Annotated in this window: 13 protein-coding genes; 4 read left to right on the top strand and 9 right to left on the bottom strand. The window is 42.9% G+C overall.

The window, feature by feature from the left end; all coding sequences use genetic code 11:
* The first annotated feature begins 837 nt into the window (after positions 1 to 837).
* Together ACFFGT_RS20375 and ACFFGT_RS20370 are read left to right on the top strand one after the other, a co-directional pair.
* A complete protein-coding gene (locus tag ACFFGT_RS20375) occupies positions 838 to 7,200 on the top strand; it encodes a LamG-like jellyroll fold domain-containing protein (protein ID WP_377024353.1) in 6,363 nt (2,120 codons plus the stop codon).
* A gap of 17 nt (positions 7,201 to 7,217) precedes the next feature.
* Positions 7,218 to 7,418 (top strand): hypothetical protein, encoded by a 201-nt coding sequence (locus ACFFGT_RS20370; RefSeq protein ID WP_377024352.1) that lies wholly within the window; start codon positions 7,218 to 7,220, stop codon positions 7,416 to 7,418.
* A 193-nt stretch (positions 7,419 to 7,611) separates the two neighbouring features.
* Here the strand turns inward: ACFFGT_RS20370 and ACFFGT_RS20365 are convergent, their stop codons facing one another.
* From ACFFGT_RS20365 to ACFFGT_RS20340, 6 genes are all read right to left on the bottom strand, one after another.
* Complete coding sequence (locus ACFFGT_RS20365; protein ID WP_377024351.1) at positions 7,612 to 8,283, bottom strand: DUF4136 domain-containing protein; 672 nt, start codon at positions 8,281 to 8,283, stop codon at positions 7,612 to 7,614.
* Positions 8,284 to 8,623: 340 nt separating this feature from the next.
* The gene (locus ACFFGT_RS20360) at positions 8,624 to 9,196 is read right to left on the bottom strand and encodes a Maf family protein (protein ID WP_377024350.1); all 573 of its coding nucleotides are present in this window, start codon (positions 9,194 to 9,196) and stop codon (positions 8,624 to 8,626) included.
* 328 nt (positions 9,197 to 9,524) lie between these two features.
* Positions 9,525 to 10,046, bottom strand: a complete 522-nt coding sequence (locus tag ACFFGT_RS20355) for a KdsC family phosphatase (protein ID WP_090524424.1) — start codon at positions 10,044 to 10,046, stop codon at positions 9,525 to 9,527.
* Between the two features lie 151 nt (positions 10,047 to 10,197).
* Positions 10,198 to 10,440: a Fe-S cluster assembly protein IscX gene (iscX, locus tag ACFFGT_RS20350; RefSeq protein ID WP_377024349.1), complete on the bottom strand. Its 243-nt coding sequence runs from the start codon at positions 10,438 to 10,440 to the stop codon at positions 10,198 to 10,200.
* A gap of 91 nt (positions 10,441 to 10,531) precedes the next feature.
* Positions 10,532 to 10,864 carry a 2Fe-2S iron-sulfur cluster-binding protein gene (locus ACFFGT_RS20345; protein WP_110585103.1) on the bottom strand — a complete coding sequence of 111 codons (333 nt, stop codon included), beginning with the start codon at positions 10,862 to 10,864 and terminating at the stop codon, positions 10,532 to 10,534.
* 19 nt (positions 10,865 to 10,883) lie between these two features.
* Complete coding sequence (locus ACFFGT_RS20340) at positions 10,884 to 11,666, bottom strand: Rossmann-like and DUF2520 domain-containing protein (RefSeq protein ID WP_377024348.1); 783 nt, start codon at positions 11,664 to 11,666, stop codon at positions 10,884 to 10,886.
* 82 nt (positions 11,667 to 11,748) lie between these two features.
* Between ACFFGT_RS20340 and ACFFGT_RS20335 the strand changes: the two genes are divergently transcribed.
* Together ACFFGT_RS20335 and ACFFGT_RS20330 are read left to right on the top strand one after the other, a co-directional pair.
* Positions 11,749 to 12,669: an alpha/beta fold hydrolase gene (locus tag ACFFGT_RS20335; RefSeq protein WP_377024347.1), complete on the top strand. Its 921-nt coding sequence runs from the start codon at positions 11,749 to 11,751 to the stop codon at positions 12,667 to 12,669.
* A 29-nt stretch (positions 12,670 to 12,698) separates the two neighbouring features.
* Entirely contained in the window at positions 12,699 to 13,406 is a 708-nt protein-coding gene (locus ACFFGT_RS20330; protein WP_377024346.1) for a hypothetical protein, read from the top strand.
* On the opposite strand, the gene ACFFGT_RS20325 is transcribed toward ACFFGT_RS20330, so the two are convergent.
* The 3 genes from ACFFGT_RS20325 to ACFFGT_RS20315 are packed head-to-tail and all read right to left on the bottom strand — an operon-like array spanning position 13,407 to position 17,009.
* A complete protein-coding gene (locus ACFFGT_RS20325; RefSeq protein ID WP_377024345.1) occupies positions 13,407 to 14,117 on the bottom strand; it encodes a phytanoyl-CoA dioxygenase family protein in 711 nt (236 codons plus the stop codon).
* Between the two features lie 9 nt (positions 14,118 to 14,126).
* The gene (gene ccsA, locus ACFFGT_RS20320) at positions 14,127 to 16,589 is read right to left on the bottom strand and encodes a cytochrome c biogenesis protein CcsA (protein ID WP_377024344.1); all 2,463 of its coding nucleotides are present in this window, start codon (positions 16,587 to 16,589) and stop codon (positions 14,127 to 14,129) included.
* Positions 16,590 to 16,598: 9 nt separating this feature from the next.
* Positions 16,599 to 17,009: a cytochrome c maturation protein CcmE domain-containing protein gene (locus ACFFGT_RS20315; protein WP_091211296.1), complete on the bottom strand. Its 411-nt coding sequence runs from the start codon at positions 17,007 to 17,009 to the stop codon at positions 16,599 to 16,601.
* Positions 17,010 to 17,255: the final 246 nt, after the last annotated feature.

Below are 17,255 nucleotides of genomic sequence, written 5' to 3'. Positions count from 1 at the left end.
TGATGTGATTTCCCAAAAAAAACATCACTGATTATCAATAACTTGCGTTTTAACAAAATAACAATTGAACACATAGATACTGATAATCAAATACTTAATAATATACACTCTTAAAAGCTGAACACCCGTTTTTAAAAAGTTGAACACTTCCCGTCCTGCTCTAAAAAGCCGCTACGCCTGAGCGGTTAACTTAAGCAATTAATTGTATAAAGGTTTTAAAAATCCCCTCTTGAGAGTAATAGCCCATGAATTGAAAATTCCCTCCCTTGGGAGGGGCGCGTTAGGATTGTGTGTTGGCAGGGAGGGGTTTATACGCCTTTGTAACGACAAGGCATCTCACTGAAACCCCTCCCTACACCCTCCCAAGGGAGGGAATCGCGCAGCCCCTACATCTTAAACTCTTTTATTGTCTTTTCATGTGCTATTACTCTCTCAAGAGAGGAATAGCACATGCCCGCGCTTTTCTCCCCTTAAGTTAACGGCTATGGCATCATTGCGGATAATTGTGCAATACGCTCAATAGCCTTTGGCTGCAGTAAAAATCACACTCCTAATAGGAATATTCCTAAAAAATCTATCAATCAGGCGATTGTCCTTTACTCCTCTTTATAAGTTAATAACATGCTTATTGATTAAAACAACAGTGGAAATTATTCCCCACTATGGGTAAATTATAATTAATAATTAACCGCGCTTCCATTTCCATTTTTTTAACAAAACCCCAAACCAACGTCGTCATTTTTAACACAAGTGCCTTATCAAGATAAAAATTGTAGTTTCATGCCGATTTTATTGAATTAGCATCATTATTGCATTTACGCCCTAAAACCTATTAATTTGAAAACACAATTACTCTGCGTTTTATTTGCAGGCTACCTGTTGTGCCTGGTTAACAGAGTTACAGCCCAGGAGGTCCAGTTCACTGCCGCAAACCAGTTTTACTATAATCCTTATGATGATGGCAATATCGGAAGCGTTGGATATATACAGGGAACAGCAAACAAGACCATTCAACTTACTTCAACTACAAGCACAACCTTCAACAATACCATTGCATTAACATCTATTAACGGCGTCAATTCAAAAAACAACATATACGGTTCAATTATCGCTCCCACCCTCGACAGAAATCTTAATGATTACGATTACGAATGGACTTTCCTTTACAAAAACAACTCATCCACATCGCCTGTTGAACCTTATGATAACGGCCAAAGCGCCGGACCAACCGCAGGGAACGGGGCATGGCAATATTGGTTAAGCGCCAGTACATTTGACCAAACCTCCCAAACAATCCAGGGGTTTTATATGACGCAGGTGGGGTCAAACATGATCCTTCGTTATAGAAATACTCAATGGGATATTCAATCTCTGATTACTTTCCCTATCACCAACAATGTAGTCTGGACAATAAAAGTACAACGCTTGAATACAGGTAAATGGTCGGTCTGGGCCAATCCCGTGTCGGGCTCAAATACCGAAGCAACAACCTACATCAATACATCAACACAAAGCAATTTAAATACTTACGCTTACAGCATAGTAGCTACAACCGATTTAAGATCAAACGGGAACAATTTTTATTGGGACAACCTGAAATTGTATACCCGCAGGATGAGTGTTACAAGTGTAAGCTCCACCACCAACGGTATCACACAGCCTTCATTTTATGCCGGTCAAACAAACGTAGTTACATCAGGCATTCAAATAAACACGAGGGGAACTTATAGCTTTGCGGATATCAACTTCGGCATAACACCTTCGTCGGGCACTAATATAAATGCATTTTTCACTAACGGGCGTTTATATAAATCAATAGATGATACTTATACCACTACCGGCGACAATTCGCTGTTGACAACAGTGAATATAAACAGCCCCACAATGCAGTCTGGATCCATCAACTCAGGCGCAGGCGATCCAAATTACAACTCAGGAAATGCAGATGGCTCTTTAACCCGGGTGGCAGATTATTTTTTAGTGGTGGATGTACTATCATCATTAAACTATGGAAATCCGCCTCCATATAATACCTATACGCAATCAGGTGCTGTTCAAATCAGAACTACCGATTATACCAACCCAACGTATAATGGTTATACCAATAATTCAACCACCGGTAATAACGTAGTATCCTTTACAAACGTTGCACCACCTACAGCATCCGCTGTAGCACGTTGTGGTGCCGGCCAGGTTACTTTAACTGCTACAGGCGGCTCACCATCTGGCGGCACTTATAATTGGTATACAACGGCCACTGGCGGTACATCGGTTGCTACCGGGGCTACTTATTCGCCTACTATAGTAACTACTACTACGTTTTATGTAACGTATACTTCCGGCGGTACTGAAAGTTCCCGCGTGGCGGTAACAGCAACAATAAACCCTATAGTTACTTCGCCATTAACCAATGCCATGCTTTCCTACTCATTTAGCGGGAACGCAAAAGATGTTTCCGGCAACCAGAATGATGGCAACCTGCAAAATTCACCAACACCAACTACCGACAGGTATGGCTTTGCAAATAGCGCATACAGCTTCAACGGTACCAATCAATGGGTTACAACTACCAACTCATTTGTGAACCCGCAAACTTTTACCCTGAGCTTATGGTTTAATACAACTACAACAACTGGCGGTAAGCTTATAGGCTTTGGCTCAGCTCAAAATGGCGGCGGCCAGTTTGACAGGCATATTTACATGACCAATACCGGCCAGTTGGTTTTTGGTGTTTACAGCAGCGGCACGCACACCATAATTTCGCCCTTAACCTATAATGATGGCAACTGGCACCATGTTGTAGTTACTTTTGGTACAACATCGGGCATGATTATGTATGTTGACAATACCTCTGTTGCTACATCTACTTATTTTTCGGCCGAACCTTATACCGGCTATTGGAAAATCGGCAACGATAACGTAAGCGGGTGGCCCAATGCCCCAACAAGCACTTACTTTAGCGGTAAAATAGATGATGTTGCAGTTTATAGCACGGAGTTGTCCGCATCGGCAGTTACGGCATTAAATGATGTAAACCAGATAGGTGCCTATACCTCTGTATGTGCAGGCAGTCCGATAACTATTTACGCGCCAACAATTACCGGTGCAACTTTTACCTGGACATCACCGTCCGGCGCTACTTATACCGGTAATCCGGGCGTATTTTCAAGTGCAGCAATCGGCAATTATTCGCTAACTGTAACCGGCGGCCCCGGCAGCTGTTCATCAACTGCTACTTATGCAGCACCGGTTAATGCTCTTCCCGGCAGCGCTTTTACCGCTACGTCGCCGGTCGCGGTTATTACAGGAGCCTCCACCGTTACACTTACCAGCACTTATGATGCTTCCGCTACTTACACATGGTCATTTGATAGCGGTATTGCCACCGGCAGCACGCAAACTTCATACAGTGTTACCTGGCTTACTTCAGGCACCAAAACAATAAGTCTTACTGTAACTAAAGGATCATGTTCAAGCACTACAACCCAAACTGTAGTTGTTGGTATTACCGGGCCCACTGTAAACGGAACCACGCTTTGCGGTGCGGGCAGTACAACGCTTACCGTAAGCAACCCCGGTTTCGCATATACCTATAACTGGTATATTGATAATACCACTTCAACCCCGTTGCAAAGCAGCACGTCAACAAGTTATTCACCGTTTGTCGGCGGCAGCACTACTTTTTATGTTTCTTACACATTCGGGTTTATCACCAGTTTACGTACCCCGGTTACTGTTACCGTAAACCCTAAAGCATCATCGTCAATAAACAGCCCGATGCTAAGCTATCCGTTTGAAAGCGGCAGCTTAAGCGATTGGTCGGGGCTGAGCAACAATGGTACATTGCAAGGCACCACCTTACCTGTCACCGTGGCCGACAGGAACGGCCTTGCAAATGGTGCCTACAGCTTTAGCGGAACAAACGCCAGCCCTCAATACATATCAACTACCACCCAGTATGACCCGCTGATCTTCAGCTACAGTATCTGGTTTAAAACAACCGTGGCAGGCGGTAAATTATTAGGCATTGGCGGCAACCAAACAGGCAGTAATGCTACACAAGACCGTAACCTGTACATGACCGACGCCGGCCTGCTTTACTACGGTGTTTACAATGGTGGCACAGTAACTATCAATACAACTACGGCTTATAATGACGGTTTATGGCACCATATTATTGTAACCGATGGCCCAACCAACGGCATGCGCATTTATGTAGATGGGACTTTGAAGGCATCAACAACTACCTATACCGTTCCCCAGCAAATTGCCGAATACTGGCGCATTGGCGGCGATAACTTAGCCGGATGGCCAAGCCGCCCTTCAAATGATTATTTTAACGGCGTGCTTGATGATGTGGCCATTTATAACCACGAGCTTTCGGCTACCGAGGCTGCATCTAACGATATGAACCTGTACTCGTTCTCAGCCGGTTATTGCGCTAACAACCCCTTAACTATAACAGCACAAACCATGACAGGTGCAACCTACAGCTGGGTTGATAATGCCAACACCAGCCTTACCGGAAGCGGCAATCCTGTTACATTCAGTAAAGCTACTACTACAAATTATACACTTACTACAACAGTTAATGGGTGTACCCAAAATACGGCCATTGTTACACCAACCCTGCAAACTTATACATGGACAGGCTTGGCGGGGACAACAGCAGTTGGTACTGATAATAACTGGACCAATACATCAACAGGTATAGCTGGCCAGGCACCGAAACTGGACGGCACCGAAGCAATTATCATAGGCACGGCTACAACCGGTTTCTACCCTGTTTTAACAGCCAATAAAAGCGCTTATACGCTTACCGTTAACAGTGGCACCAAACTGGATTTGGGTGGGTTTACATTAAACGTAGGCTGCAATATTTTCAACAGCGCAGGCGGCACCCTCACTATGGGTAACAGCACCAATTTCAATGCCTCAGGCATTACATGGAGCGGTGCATCTCCCAATACCAATCAATCATTTACAGGCTCAGGAACTGCAAGCTCATCGCAGTTGGGCAATATGACGGTAAGCAATACAGCTACAGGCGGCAATGTAACCATAACTACCGGCAAGCTCGACATTTACAATGTACTTACCATGACCGGCGGCAACCTGATTGTAAGCTCGCCAGCCACTTTCACATTGAAAAGTTTGGCAACACAATCGGCTACCGTAGCTGCTATTCCTTCGGGATTGAGTATTACTGGCAACGTGAGCGTTGAAAGGTATATAGCCGGCGGGGCATCAAAAAGAGGTTATCGGTTAATGACATCACCTGTAACCACGGGTTCGGGCATTTATAGTATTAACTACTTCAAAAATTCTGCATATATAACAGGTACAACTACCACTGCAGGAGGCTTTGATCTATCGCCCAATGCCAATAACCCTACTATTTACTTTTTCAGGGAAAATCTGGCTTCCTCAAGCACAAGTTTCACCAGCGGAAATTACAGGGGGCTTAACAATTTGAACAGTTCACCAAACTATACTTTTGACGGCGAATCAGGTACATTTACTTTACCTGTGGGTAACGGCTTCCTCTTCTTTTTCAGGGGCGACAGGTCGGTAGCCAACATAGCAACCGAAACTGTAGCAAGCTATGTACCAACAGGCACCACCTTCACCACTACCGGCACACTAAATGCCGGCAATATAACAGTAAAACACTGGTACAATCAATCTTCAAATCTGATGTACAGCACTACTACGGGCAGTAAGGTATCGGGTTATAACCTGGTTGGTAACCCTTATGCAAGTACCATCAATATTGAAAAGTTTAACAGGCAGCCGGTTCTGGCTAAATCATCTATTTACGGCGGTGGTTTTCCGGATGAATCATCGGCTACTTTGAGCAGCCCGCTTAAAATATGGGTTTACAATCCCACAACCAAGCAATACTCAACTTACGAGCAAAAGAAAACCGCTATCACCTCGGCAGATACAATTTCGAACATAAACCCCGGTATCTCAAGTGACGGCTTTGCAAGTAACATGATAGCTACCGGACAGGGCTTTTACGTGAAAGCCACTGCTACCGGTCAGTCATTGACGTTCCGGGAATCGGCCAAAACCAATACGCAGCCTAATACCGCTACACTCAATGCAATACTAAGCGCACCCGACAGACCTGTTTTAGCATCAACATCCAAATTTGCAAGTTTCGCTGCCATGCCCGCACAGTCAGTAGCTGATGATGGCGTAGAACCCCTGCTCCGTTTCAGGCTGATAAAAGATACTGTGAATACTGATGCCATAGTTATAGTGCTCGATAAAGACATTAGCCCTTTGTACCAAAAAGAAAAAGACGCCGAAGACTTTGGCGGGAGTGGTGCATTGGTGAGTTTATCAGCATTTTCGGCAGATAGCATTAAAACCACTATCCATCGGAGGCCATTTCCGCATAAGCAACAAGAGGTAATACCTTTATTTGCCGATGCTACTGCCTCAGGGCCCTACCAGTTAAAACTATCCGATTTAACCGATCTGCCTGATATTTATGAGGTTTGGCTGAGGGATAGCTTTACTAAAGATTCGCTGGATCTCAAAAACAATCGCGTTTACAGTTTCACCATTGATAAAGGTAATGCAGCTTCATTTGGTAAAGACCGTTTTGCAGTTATTTTGCGCCAAAACCCTGAACTGGCATTACAGCTGCTTGATTTTAAAGCTATTAAAGCCATAGCCGGCGCCCAAACAACCTGGACGGTTAAAAACGAAGCCAACTATACAACCTTTGTTGTTCAAAAAAGCACCGATAACGGGGTAACATGGCAAAACATTGACGTAATTCAATCAAACAGCCTGGGCAGCTATGGTTATACCGACGTTAACCCGGCTAAAGGGCTTAACAAATATCGTTTGCAAATGACTGATCTTAATAATGACATCAGTTTTTCAAAAGATGCATCACTGATGTACGCCAATACTAATAATACCATAGCCAATAATTGGCTTACCGTTTATCCTAACCCTACAGCTGAAAGCATTAATGTGAAAATTTCGCAGCCAAATGCTTCATCAGATTATAATATCCAAATAACTAACAGTAGTGGTATACTACTTAGAACTGTAAATATTACCCAACTTTACTGGAAAAATAATGTAAGTAGTTTCGTTCCCGGAACTTACATCATTAAGGTTGTTGATAACAAAACAAAGCAGTTAGTTGGCGTAAGTAAATTTGTAAAACTATAATAAAAGATACTGTGAGTATGATTAAGAAAACACTTTCAATAACCCTGGTTTTTATGGCTGCTTATTTAAGCTGCTTTGCACAATTAGAAGATCCATGCGTGCCGGTGGATAACGACTCCTTTTGCCCGCTTGATACCTGGGTAATTGTATTAGCAGTGGCAGCATTTGCCTTTACAGCAATACATTTATACCGCAAACAAAAAGCCATACAGGCTTAAACCGAAAAGGGTTTCTTTACTTCATGGATTCAATAAAATTTAACGATGAAATTTGAGGGTCCTTTTAGTAGTAATTGAGCTAAAATCATGATTTGCCTTCCGGGCATTTCATTTATACCGCAAACAAAAATCCCTCCGGGCATAGCGCCCGAAGGGATTTTTCATTAGTTCAATAAATCGATCAGCAAATTTCTTATGCCTTTTTCATTGGTACCTGCGGTTGCTGTACCTGGTTAAGTTCCAATTGCTCAATAATACCGCTAACCACTTTTGGCAATTCCTTTACAGTTTTTTGCGGGTTGTGCAGTTCACCAACACCAAAGCCGCGCCATACCAGTTTGCGCGATCTGGCATCCATAATGTCGATGATCAGCGTACCTTCTTTGTAAGGTACACGGGCATAACCACCGCCACCATAGCCATAGCCGTAACTGTAAGGATATCCCCAGCCCCAGCCACCGCCGTAAAACCCACGATAGCCCCAGCCGCCGCCCCAACCCCAGCCAAATCCTAAACCAAAGCCAGGATAGCCGCCGTAATAGGCAGGATAATAAAATTCAGTTTTCATACCCCGGCCGGTAACTGTGGTATAGCTCACCATCAAATCGGGGTTGTTTTCCTGAAATTTCAATCCTTTGTTTTCCAATGCCGAAATAGCCGCATCCTTAACACGTTCATCAGCCACTTCCCTTTTTAAAACTGCGCCGGCTTTATTGGTCATGGTTGCAGGAGGTAGCCAGGCAAATGTACGGTAAGCGGATAAATCTGTTTTGTTACGGGCTGCGGTGTAATAATTGTAACTGCTGCAAGCAGACAAGGTGGCCACCAGCAAAAACACCAGCCCTGTGTTAATAGTTTTTTTCATGACAAATTACTCCCTTTATTTAAACGTTAGACTATACAGGAAATAAAGGTTTAATTTAAATAAATAATTATTTAAATACATTGGGATTGGGTGTTTTCTTTTATCCCTTACTGGCGCATTCCTGGCGCAAGTATTGTAAGGTGGCAGGAGCCGGGCTTACTTGTGCCTTTCTTAATTGTAGCAGACTCACAAGTCAGCCCTTACTGGCGCAAGTATTGTGCGGCGACCGGAGCCGGGCTTACTTGTGCCCTTTCTAATTTGTAGCAGAGTCACAAGTCAGCCTCCGCATTTGCCACCACACAAGACTTGCGCCAAAATTTATTCGAAAAATACGGGAAATTTATTTGTTTAAGCTAAGTAGCTGCGCATACACCTTTTCGGTGGGCAAACCAACCACGTTGGTATAGGAGCCTTCAATTCGTTCGATACCTATCAGTCCTATCAATTCCTGGATACCATAGGAACCGGCTTTATCAAGCGGCTGATACTTATCTACATAATTGCTGATCTCCGCATCCGAAAGCTTGCGGAAGAAGACCTCGGTAAGGTCGTAAAAGTTATTATAACGCCCTTTATACAGCAAGCATACACCGGTTATAACCTGGTGTACGCGCCCCGATAACCTTTGAAGCATTTCGATAGCATGTTCGCGGGTTTCGGGCTTACCCAGTATCAGGCCGTCTATACAAACTATGGTATCGGCAGTGAGCACTACCTCATCCCCTATCGTTTCGTCAAATGCTTCGGCTTTTTTGCGGGCTATATGCAAAGCAACTTCCGGCGGGGTTAGCCCTTCAGGGTATGATTCATCAACATCCTTAAGCACAACCCTGAAATCAACATCCATAAGCCCGAGCAGTTCCTGCCGTCTTGGTGATTTTGATGCGAGAATTACGGGGGGGATAGTGTGCATGTTGAATTGTTATTTTTTTATGTCATTGCGAGCGATAGCGTGGCAATCGCTTGCTATACAGAGCAAAACTGCCGAGTTCGCGATTGCTTTGTACCTTATAATGACGTGATTATTAAGTGTGTTTTTTGATCGATTTATGAATATGGGCGTTGCCTGCGGCCCGTGCTATCCGCTCATACTGCACAGGCATTAGCCACAAGGCCGGTATCCGCTCCTATCACTAACGCGACCCCCGCGCACCATCGCTAAAATATATTTTATAAGTCATCACGGTTTTTTTCAGGATTTCTCAGATGGATCCTCGTGACATATCTTTTTATTGTAAAATCTACCAGCTATACGCCTGCTTGCTCATCCATTTATCCTGAACTTTGAGCACTTTTTCTATAATATCGCGGGCACAGCCTTTGCCGCCGCCGTAGGGCGATACGTAGGCGCTAACAGCTTTGATTTCTTCAACTGCATCGGCAGGGCAAACAGGTAAACCTGCAAGCTTCATCACTTCCAGATCGGGAATGTCATCGCCCATATATAATACGTTGGTGGCTATAATGCTTTTTTCTTCGAGGTAGATCTTAAACCTTTGCGATTTGGTATGCGTACCCATATAAACATCCTGGATACCGAGGCTGTTTAAGCGGTACATAGCACTTTTTGAGCGGCTGCCCGATATTGCGCAAACATTATACCCGCACTTAACAGCCAATTGCAGCGCGTAGCCATCTTTAATGTTAAACGCACGGCTTTGTTCACCAGCTTCTGTTACAAAAACAGATCCGTCGGTTAAAACGCCGTCCACATCAAAAATGAGGGTAGTAATATCTTTTAATTTATTCAGGAATGATTCCATGGGTTGTGATTACACCGATTTTTTTTGATGATATCACCTATTTTCAGGGGTGATATCACCGGTTATTTTGACTACTGAATATTTGCACTGTGTTAAACTGCTAATTGCAAATTTAAAACTACAAGCTGCCAACTTAAAACCGCCAACTGAACTATTGGTTGTCGCGCCATTCGTATACCCAGGCCGATTGGATCTGCTCAAGGTGGCCTTCATTTGATTCGGTACGGGTACCGGCAAAATTAGGCAGGCTTAATACCCACTCCAGCAGTTCGGTAAAACGGATACGGTATATTTTTGATTCGTCAAAATCGTCACCAAACTTTTCATAAAGTTCAATGGCAATATCTTCATAATCATTCCAGTGAATTGGTAAGGCAAATTTATTATCGCTCATTTTTATTGATTTTACGTACTACCCTGGGGTTACGCTAATACGTTGTAAATTATACGTTTTATTTGTTGTTTTAAACGGATTAATGCAAACATTAGTGGCCTAAAAACTGCGACTGATCAGGCAGGGTAACTTCAATGTCGCCATCAACAATCACACACTGACAACCCAGGCGCGAGTTAATACGCGGGTTAACAGCCCTGTCAATAAAATCCTCTTCCTTATCGGATATCTCCTGGATGTTATCCATCCCTTTGTTTACGTAAACATGGCAGGTGCTGCATCCGCAAACACCACCGCAATTGTGCTGTAGCTCTATGCCATTTTCCAGGCACACGTCTAATACAGATTCTCCTTCGGCTATAGGGAGCTCAATGCTTTCGTGCCCTTTTTCCTCGAAATTGACCTTTATTTTATAAATGTTCATTTAAGCAAAAGTAACAAAATTACTGGTCTGCGGTAAGTCCTTTATTGTTTTTGATAATACCCTGACTTAACAAACTGTAAATATCCTGTAACATAGGCATATCGCTCAATAGCTGTAGATGGGTGGCCATAGTGCCCTCGTCATTACGCACCGCCGGGCCGGTTTGTACATTACGCGGCTCCTGTTCAAGCACCTTCTGTGCAGTCTCCAGGATCAGCGGGCGCAGCATATTAAATTCCATTTGGTTTTGCGCCAGCAGCTCCTGCGCAATTCCGTATAAATAATTGGGGAAATTACAGGCAAATACCGCAGCCAGGTGCAATATTTTACGCTGAGCGGAGTTAACGGTGTATACATTGTTACTGATGGTAAATGCAAGCTGCTTTAAATCAGCCAGTATAGCATCGTCGGCAGCTTCAAGACAGAGCGGGACAGATCTGAAATCAACCTCTCTTATCTTACTAAACGTTTGCAGTGGATAAAAAACACCTGCATTGGGTGTTAAAGCCAGCAAGCTGTTCAAATCGGTTGAACCCGATGTATGTACTATTAACTTTTTATGGGCCGATAATGCTTTAACAACAGTTGTTATGGCATCATCCTTAACCGAAACAACAAATAACCCGGTATCTGGATTGATATTGGCAAGGTTATCTATGGCTTCGGCGCCTACGTGGTAAGCCAGCAGTGCAGCGTGCTGCATGTTACGGCTGTATACCTGTACAATACGGTGCCCGGCATTTTTAAAAGCTGCTGCCATATGGGTGGCTACATTGCCGGAGCCTATTATAGTAATGTTCATATAATCTTTACAATGGATAAAATTATTTAACTAACTGTAGTATAAATATTTCTGTATTTTAGGAACCAACATCTAATACCGCATGAAAATACTTAAAGTAAGCATAATAATTGTGATATTTCTTGTCGGGGCCGCGTCATTAATCCTTTACGGCTTCTATAGATATAACAATAAAGAAAACAAAACCTTAACCGATGCCGGCCGTAAAAACATTTCCGGAAGCTTCATCAAATTAAGCCAGGGCGTAACCCACTACCAGCTTGAAGGTCCCGACAGTGCAGAAGTGATCATACTTGTTCATGGCTTTAGTGTACCTTATTATATATGGGATGGTACCTATGATTACCTTGTAAAAAAGGGATACAAAGTATTACGTTATGATATGTACGGCCGTGGTTATTCCGACAGGCCGGATGTTCCCTATACTCAGGAGTTTTATAATACACAACTGCTTGACCTCATCAAGCAACTTAAGTTAAGCAGAAAAATAAATTTAGCGGGGGTATCATTCGGCGGCGCAGTAATAACCAACTTTACCTGCAGCCACCCCGACATTGTAAATAAAGTGATTCTTGTTGACCCCGTATATGAGCAAAAAAAGCCGGCGTCGCCGCAATATTTCACCCTGTATAATGAAGCCGTAAACTCCGATGAACGGGCAAACGGACAATTAACTGATTTTCTTTATCCCAAAAACCATCCGGAATGGGTAAAACGCTACCTGCCGCAGATGGGATACAAAGGCTTCAGAAACGCGCTGGTTTCAACCATGTACAATTACCACCAAAATGGCAAACAAAGCAACACCTGTTTGAATAGTGCAGGAAAAAATGTACTGCTGATATGGGGTAAGGCCGATAAAACATTACCACTACGTTTTGCCGATTCCATTCGTAGCGTATTGAAAGTTGATTATTTCCCTGTTGATGGCGCAGCACATTTACCGATGATTGAAAAGGCTGATACGGTAAATGCCAAGATTTTTTCGTTTTTGAAGGGATAGCAGAATTAATTTAATCTGTATTTTAGAAGATGAAATTTAAATTAATTACCTGTTTACTATTGCTGATAAACCTTACTTGTTATGCAAATGACAGTTACCTTCAGGCCCATCTAACGGATACTACAATACATAAAAAAATCAAACGTAATCAACGAAAAACTGTATATCAACCAATATATTCGCGCGAATACATCAAAGGCTATAAACCCGAATTTGACAGTTGTGCCTATACAAATCAGTTTTCGGTAGCACAACGCCTAAAGAAATATCCCTTTTCCATTGCAGCAAAAATATTGGCCATATCATATGTGGGTGAATTGCCCCCAGCACCCAATATAGATTCTGCGGGTAACCTATTACCTAATCAGGAACAAATATCCGGTACTGACCGAGGTATCACCATTAAAAAAAGAAGGTTAAAATATAATAATGTCAAACAGTGGACAGTTCTAAATCATGATCAGCTCATTAAATTCACAGACATAATCTTTAACTACAGCTACAGCGGCTTGAAAGATTATCTGACAGCGGGAATCGCTGCTTGTTTTGATCCACGCAACTCAATTGTTTTCCTTGACAAAAACAACAGGGTAATTGACCATCTTGATATCTGCTTTTCATGCCATAGAAGCGAATCGGCCTCAGGTAAAATAAACATTGGAATAGAGTGCACACAGAAGTATCAAATGCTTCAGAATTTTTTTATCGCTGTTGGCGTCCCATACGGAGCAGATTAATTAAATTTTTTCCGCCCAATCAATCCCTGCTGCCAATTCAACTGTGCTAAACTCAATATGCACTACCCTCCTCTTTCTATTATTGGTAGTACGGTTTGACGCATGTATAAGTAATGGCCGCATGATCATAACACCACCTGCCTGCACATTGCAATTCACTTCGGTTTCCTGCTGCCAGTCAATATTCTCAGGGCGATAGATCTCTTTAAGATGTGAACCGGGCAGCACTTTCAAAGCGCCGTTACCTTCGTCGGTATCATCAAGATGGATACGGATGGTGAAATTATCCTGTAGGATATCTAACGGTGGCTGTACACCAAACTGGTTGTACTTAACCGTCCAGGGGCCATAGCCTGCTATATCAATTTTCCGGTCAACAGAAATGGTCAGGTCCTGGTGCCAGGCCACAAACCAGTTTGATGATCCGGGCTTATCAAAGTAGATGGATTTAACAACAAAATACCCATCGCCAAAAATATTGGAGATAACGCTTTTCAGCCTTTCATTAAATAAAAGAGGGGAAACATGCGGAACTGCTTTTAGAAACTGCCTTATCGCAAACACATCATCAGTTTGACGGAACAGCGGACCTGTTTTATCGGCCGATTCAATGGCGTTGATAATGGCATTAACTTCGACACTGGTATAAATATCGTCAATAACGGTAAACCCGTCATGAGCAATATTATACCGGTGCCCAGTAATATCCACCTAAAAAATTTAAACGGTTTTAAGTTCTTTGTTCCGCCTTTGGATTGAAAGCAGGAAACCTATCACCATGATAATAGTACCACTCCAGAAAAAGTTGATATATGGGAAGCTGATAGCGCGCATCACAATCCATGGGCGCTTGTTTTGCGGCTGCTGATAAACAGTGATCTCCACCTTCTTATTTTCAGGGTTGATCCTTGAAAAACGCAGTTTTAAACCAGCATCATCAACCTTGCGGGCAAAATCAAACACGTTACCGCCCCTGATCATAAATACAGGTTCGGCTGTATATACTTTGCCATCGCGGCTGTGTACTTCAATATTAGCACCGATAGCCACATCGTTAGCAGTAAGGGGGATATTTTGTACGGTCGCTTGTTTGTTTAACGATTTAACCAGCATAAAGCCGTCGCGGTACCTGATGGTATCGCCAACGGCAACTTCATGGGCTACAGGATCATCGTAATTTTTATCATCATTACCTTCGTCATGCCCGGCCTCGCCCTGCATGGCAAAACCTTCGCTCGGTATGGCGGTTACGTGGGTATAAAGGTCATTTAACAGGTAGTGCTTGGTATCGGGCGATGAAGAGAAACCTGCATCTCGGCTGGCCTGTACTTTTGGTTTAAGTACAAAGTTTTCGAGCACTTTGCCGTTGGCATCAACCTTTTTATAATCAACCCTGTAAAAGTGGTACGGAGATGATATCGAGTCGCCAAGGTAGGTAACTGTATAATCGCCCATTTTTACCGGGGTGTTTTTGTAGATCATGATATTTTCGCGGGCATTGCCGGCTTTAGCATCAAAGCCCTGTACGTTAACCACACCACTCGCATTTTCAGAAACTACTTTGCTGGTACCTGCTGCTATTACCGCACCAACCATCAGCAAGCCAAAACCCAAATGCGCCACTGCCGAACCTGCCAGCTTAAACTTACCTTTAAAGGCATCAACCAAAACTTTGGCATTGGCAATAACCGAATAAACTGAACCACACATCACAAGGTTGAATACAAAGTTCAGACGGTAAACACCGGTTAAGTAAACAACAAGCGCAGTTACCAATATGGCGAACAAAAAGTAAACGCCTGTAGTGATGAAGAACCGGGTAATATCGGTCTTTTTATATTTCAGGAATTGCGTAAAGCCTGTAAGTAAAGTTACAACAAAGGCAAACGAAGCCTGGATCACGTTATAATGTTTAACAGGATCGGCTGGTGGGGCTATCTTGGTACCAAACATGGCATTCCATACTGGTACCGATGTTACTACAATAAGGTGGAAACATGACAGACCTAAAAATACCGCGCCTACAAACATCCAAAATTCGCGCGAGTAGGTTTCTTCGTCTTTTTTGGTGATAGGCAATTCTTTCCATCGCCATACCAAAACAACAACAGATAATACAAGGAATAGCAATATCCCGATAACCAGCTGCCAAAACATGCCCAAATCGGTAAAAGCGTGCACCGAGCTTTCGCCTAAAATACCGCTTCTTGAAAGGAATGAGGTGTACCATACCAGTACGAAGCTCAGCAAAACAAGCAGCGTAGCTGTAAAATATGAGTGACCAGTATTCTTAAATACGATCATTACGTGCAATGCCGCCACTATAGTTAACCATGGAAAGATAGAACCATTTTCAACCGGGTCCCAGGCCCAGAAACCACCGAAGTTCAATGATTCATATGCCCAGAACGAGCCCATAATAACACCAGTACCTAAGATCATAGAGCCAAACAAAGCGTATGATATAGCAGGCTGCACCCATTCTTTATAACGTTTTTGCCAAAGCCCGGCAACTGCATATGCAAAGGGAACAACTATTGAAGCAAAACCCAGGAACAGCGTTGGCGGGTGAATGATCATCCAGTAGTTTTGTAACGATGGGTTCATACCCTGACCATCCTTTATAAATTCCAGGTAGTTTGGCTGTGAAAATATAGGCGCTTCAATACCCGAATTACGCAACAGCAAAAACGGCGAACTCCCTATGCGCTGACCAAAAATATCGATCCCAAGCACCATTGTGCCTAATATCACTTGCGACAGGGCTACAACTGTCATTACCGGGCGCTCCCATGATTTGGCCCTTTTAATAAGTACATTACCTAAAACTGCCTGCCAAAAAGCCCATAGTAAAAAGCCGCCTTCCTGTCCGTTCCAGAAGCCTGATACCAAGTAATAAACAGGCAATGAACGCGAGGTATAAGCCCAGGCGTAATGATACTCGAAATAATGATTATAAAGCACATAGAACAAGCAGGTGCCCATTCCTAAAATAGAGATAGAACTTACGTAGAAACCTAAGCGACCTAAACGCTGCCAGCTGCTGTTAGCTTTGCCTGCATCATCGGTAGTTGCAAAGTAGTAACTTATAAATGACAGCAGGGCTGCACCAAACGAAAGAACAATAAAAAACTGGCCGATTTGTCCCGGTAAAAGGTGTTCGCCCTTAAAAACTGTATTCATCAAAAATGATTAAATGCTGGCTTGTTTAGCCTTTGCTTCTGTAACTTCTAACTTATCCTGCGTGTATTTGGATGGACATTTCATCAGGATCTTTGAGGCGTGAAACTCGCTGCCAACCATTTGGCCGGTAAGTACCAGCTGTTCTGAACGCTCAAAATCTTCGGGTTTGGTACCGGTAAAAACAACTTTACGCTCTTCTCCTTTGTTATCCTTCATATAAAATGAAAAATAATTGGCATCCTTAGTGGCGTCATAAACCATTTCTTTTCCCTTGCTAAAATGGCCTATTACATGCAGTTCGCTGCTGGTTTGCTGCGCTTCGGCAAAGGAAGCATAGGTGCTTGAGCTTGAATAAACACTAATGATAACCGCTATGGCTATAGCGATAACAACAAGACCAAAAATTGCACTTTTTTTCATCCGCGGTTTATATAATTAAAATATCGATTTGCAAAAATACAAAACATGCAGCGAAATATGTTTATTACAAGACATATGTATTATTTAGAATCATTCTTGATAGAATTTACAAGAATCAGCGTCATTGCTGTAAAGGTTAGATAATTCGGAGACAAAATAGCCTAACTTAAAGCTATGCGAATCAACACAAATGATCTAACCTTAAAACGGAATTATTTGCAAACGTATCGTTTGCTGATAAAGGAT

The sequence above is a fragment of the Mucilaginibacter angelicae genome, assembly GCF_042434235.1.
GTDB lineage: Bacteria > Bacteroidota > Bacteroidia > Sphingobacteriales > Sphingobacteriaceae > Mucilaginibacter > Mucilaginibacter angelicae.
This window is presented reverse-complemented; position numbering and strand designations above follow the sequence as displayed.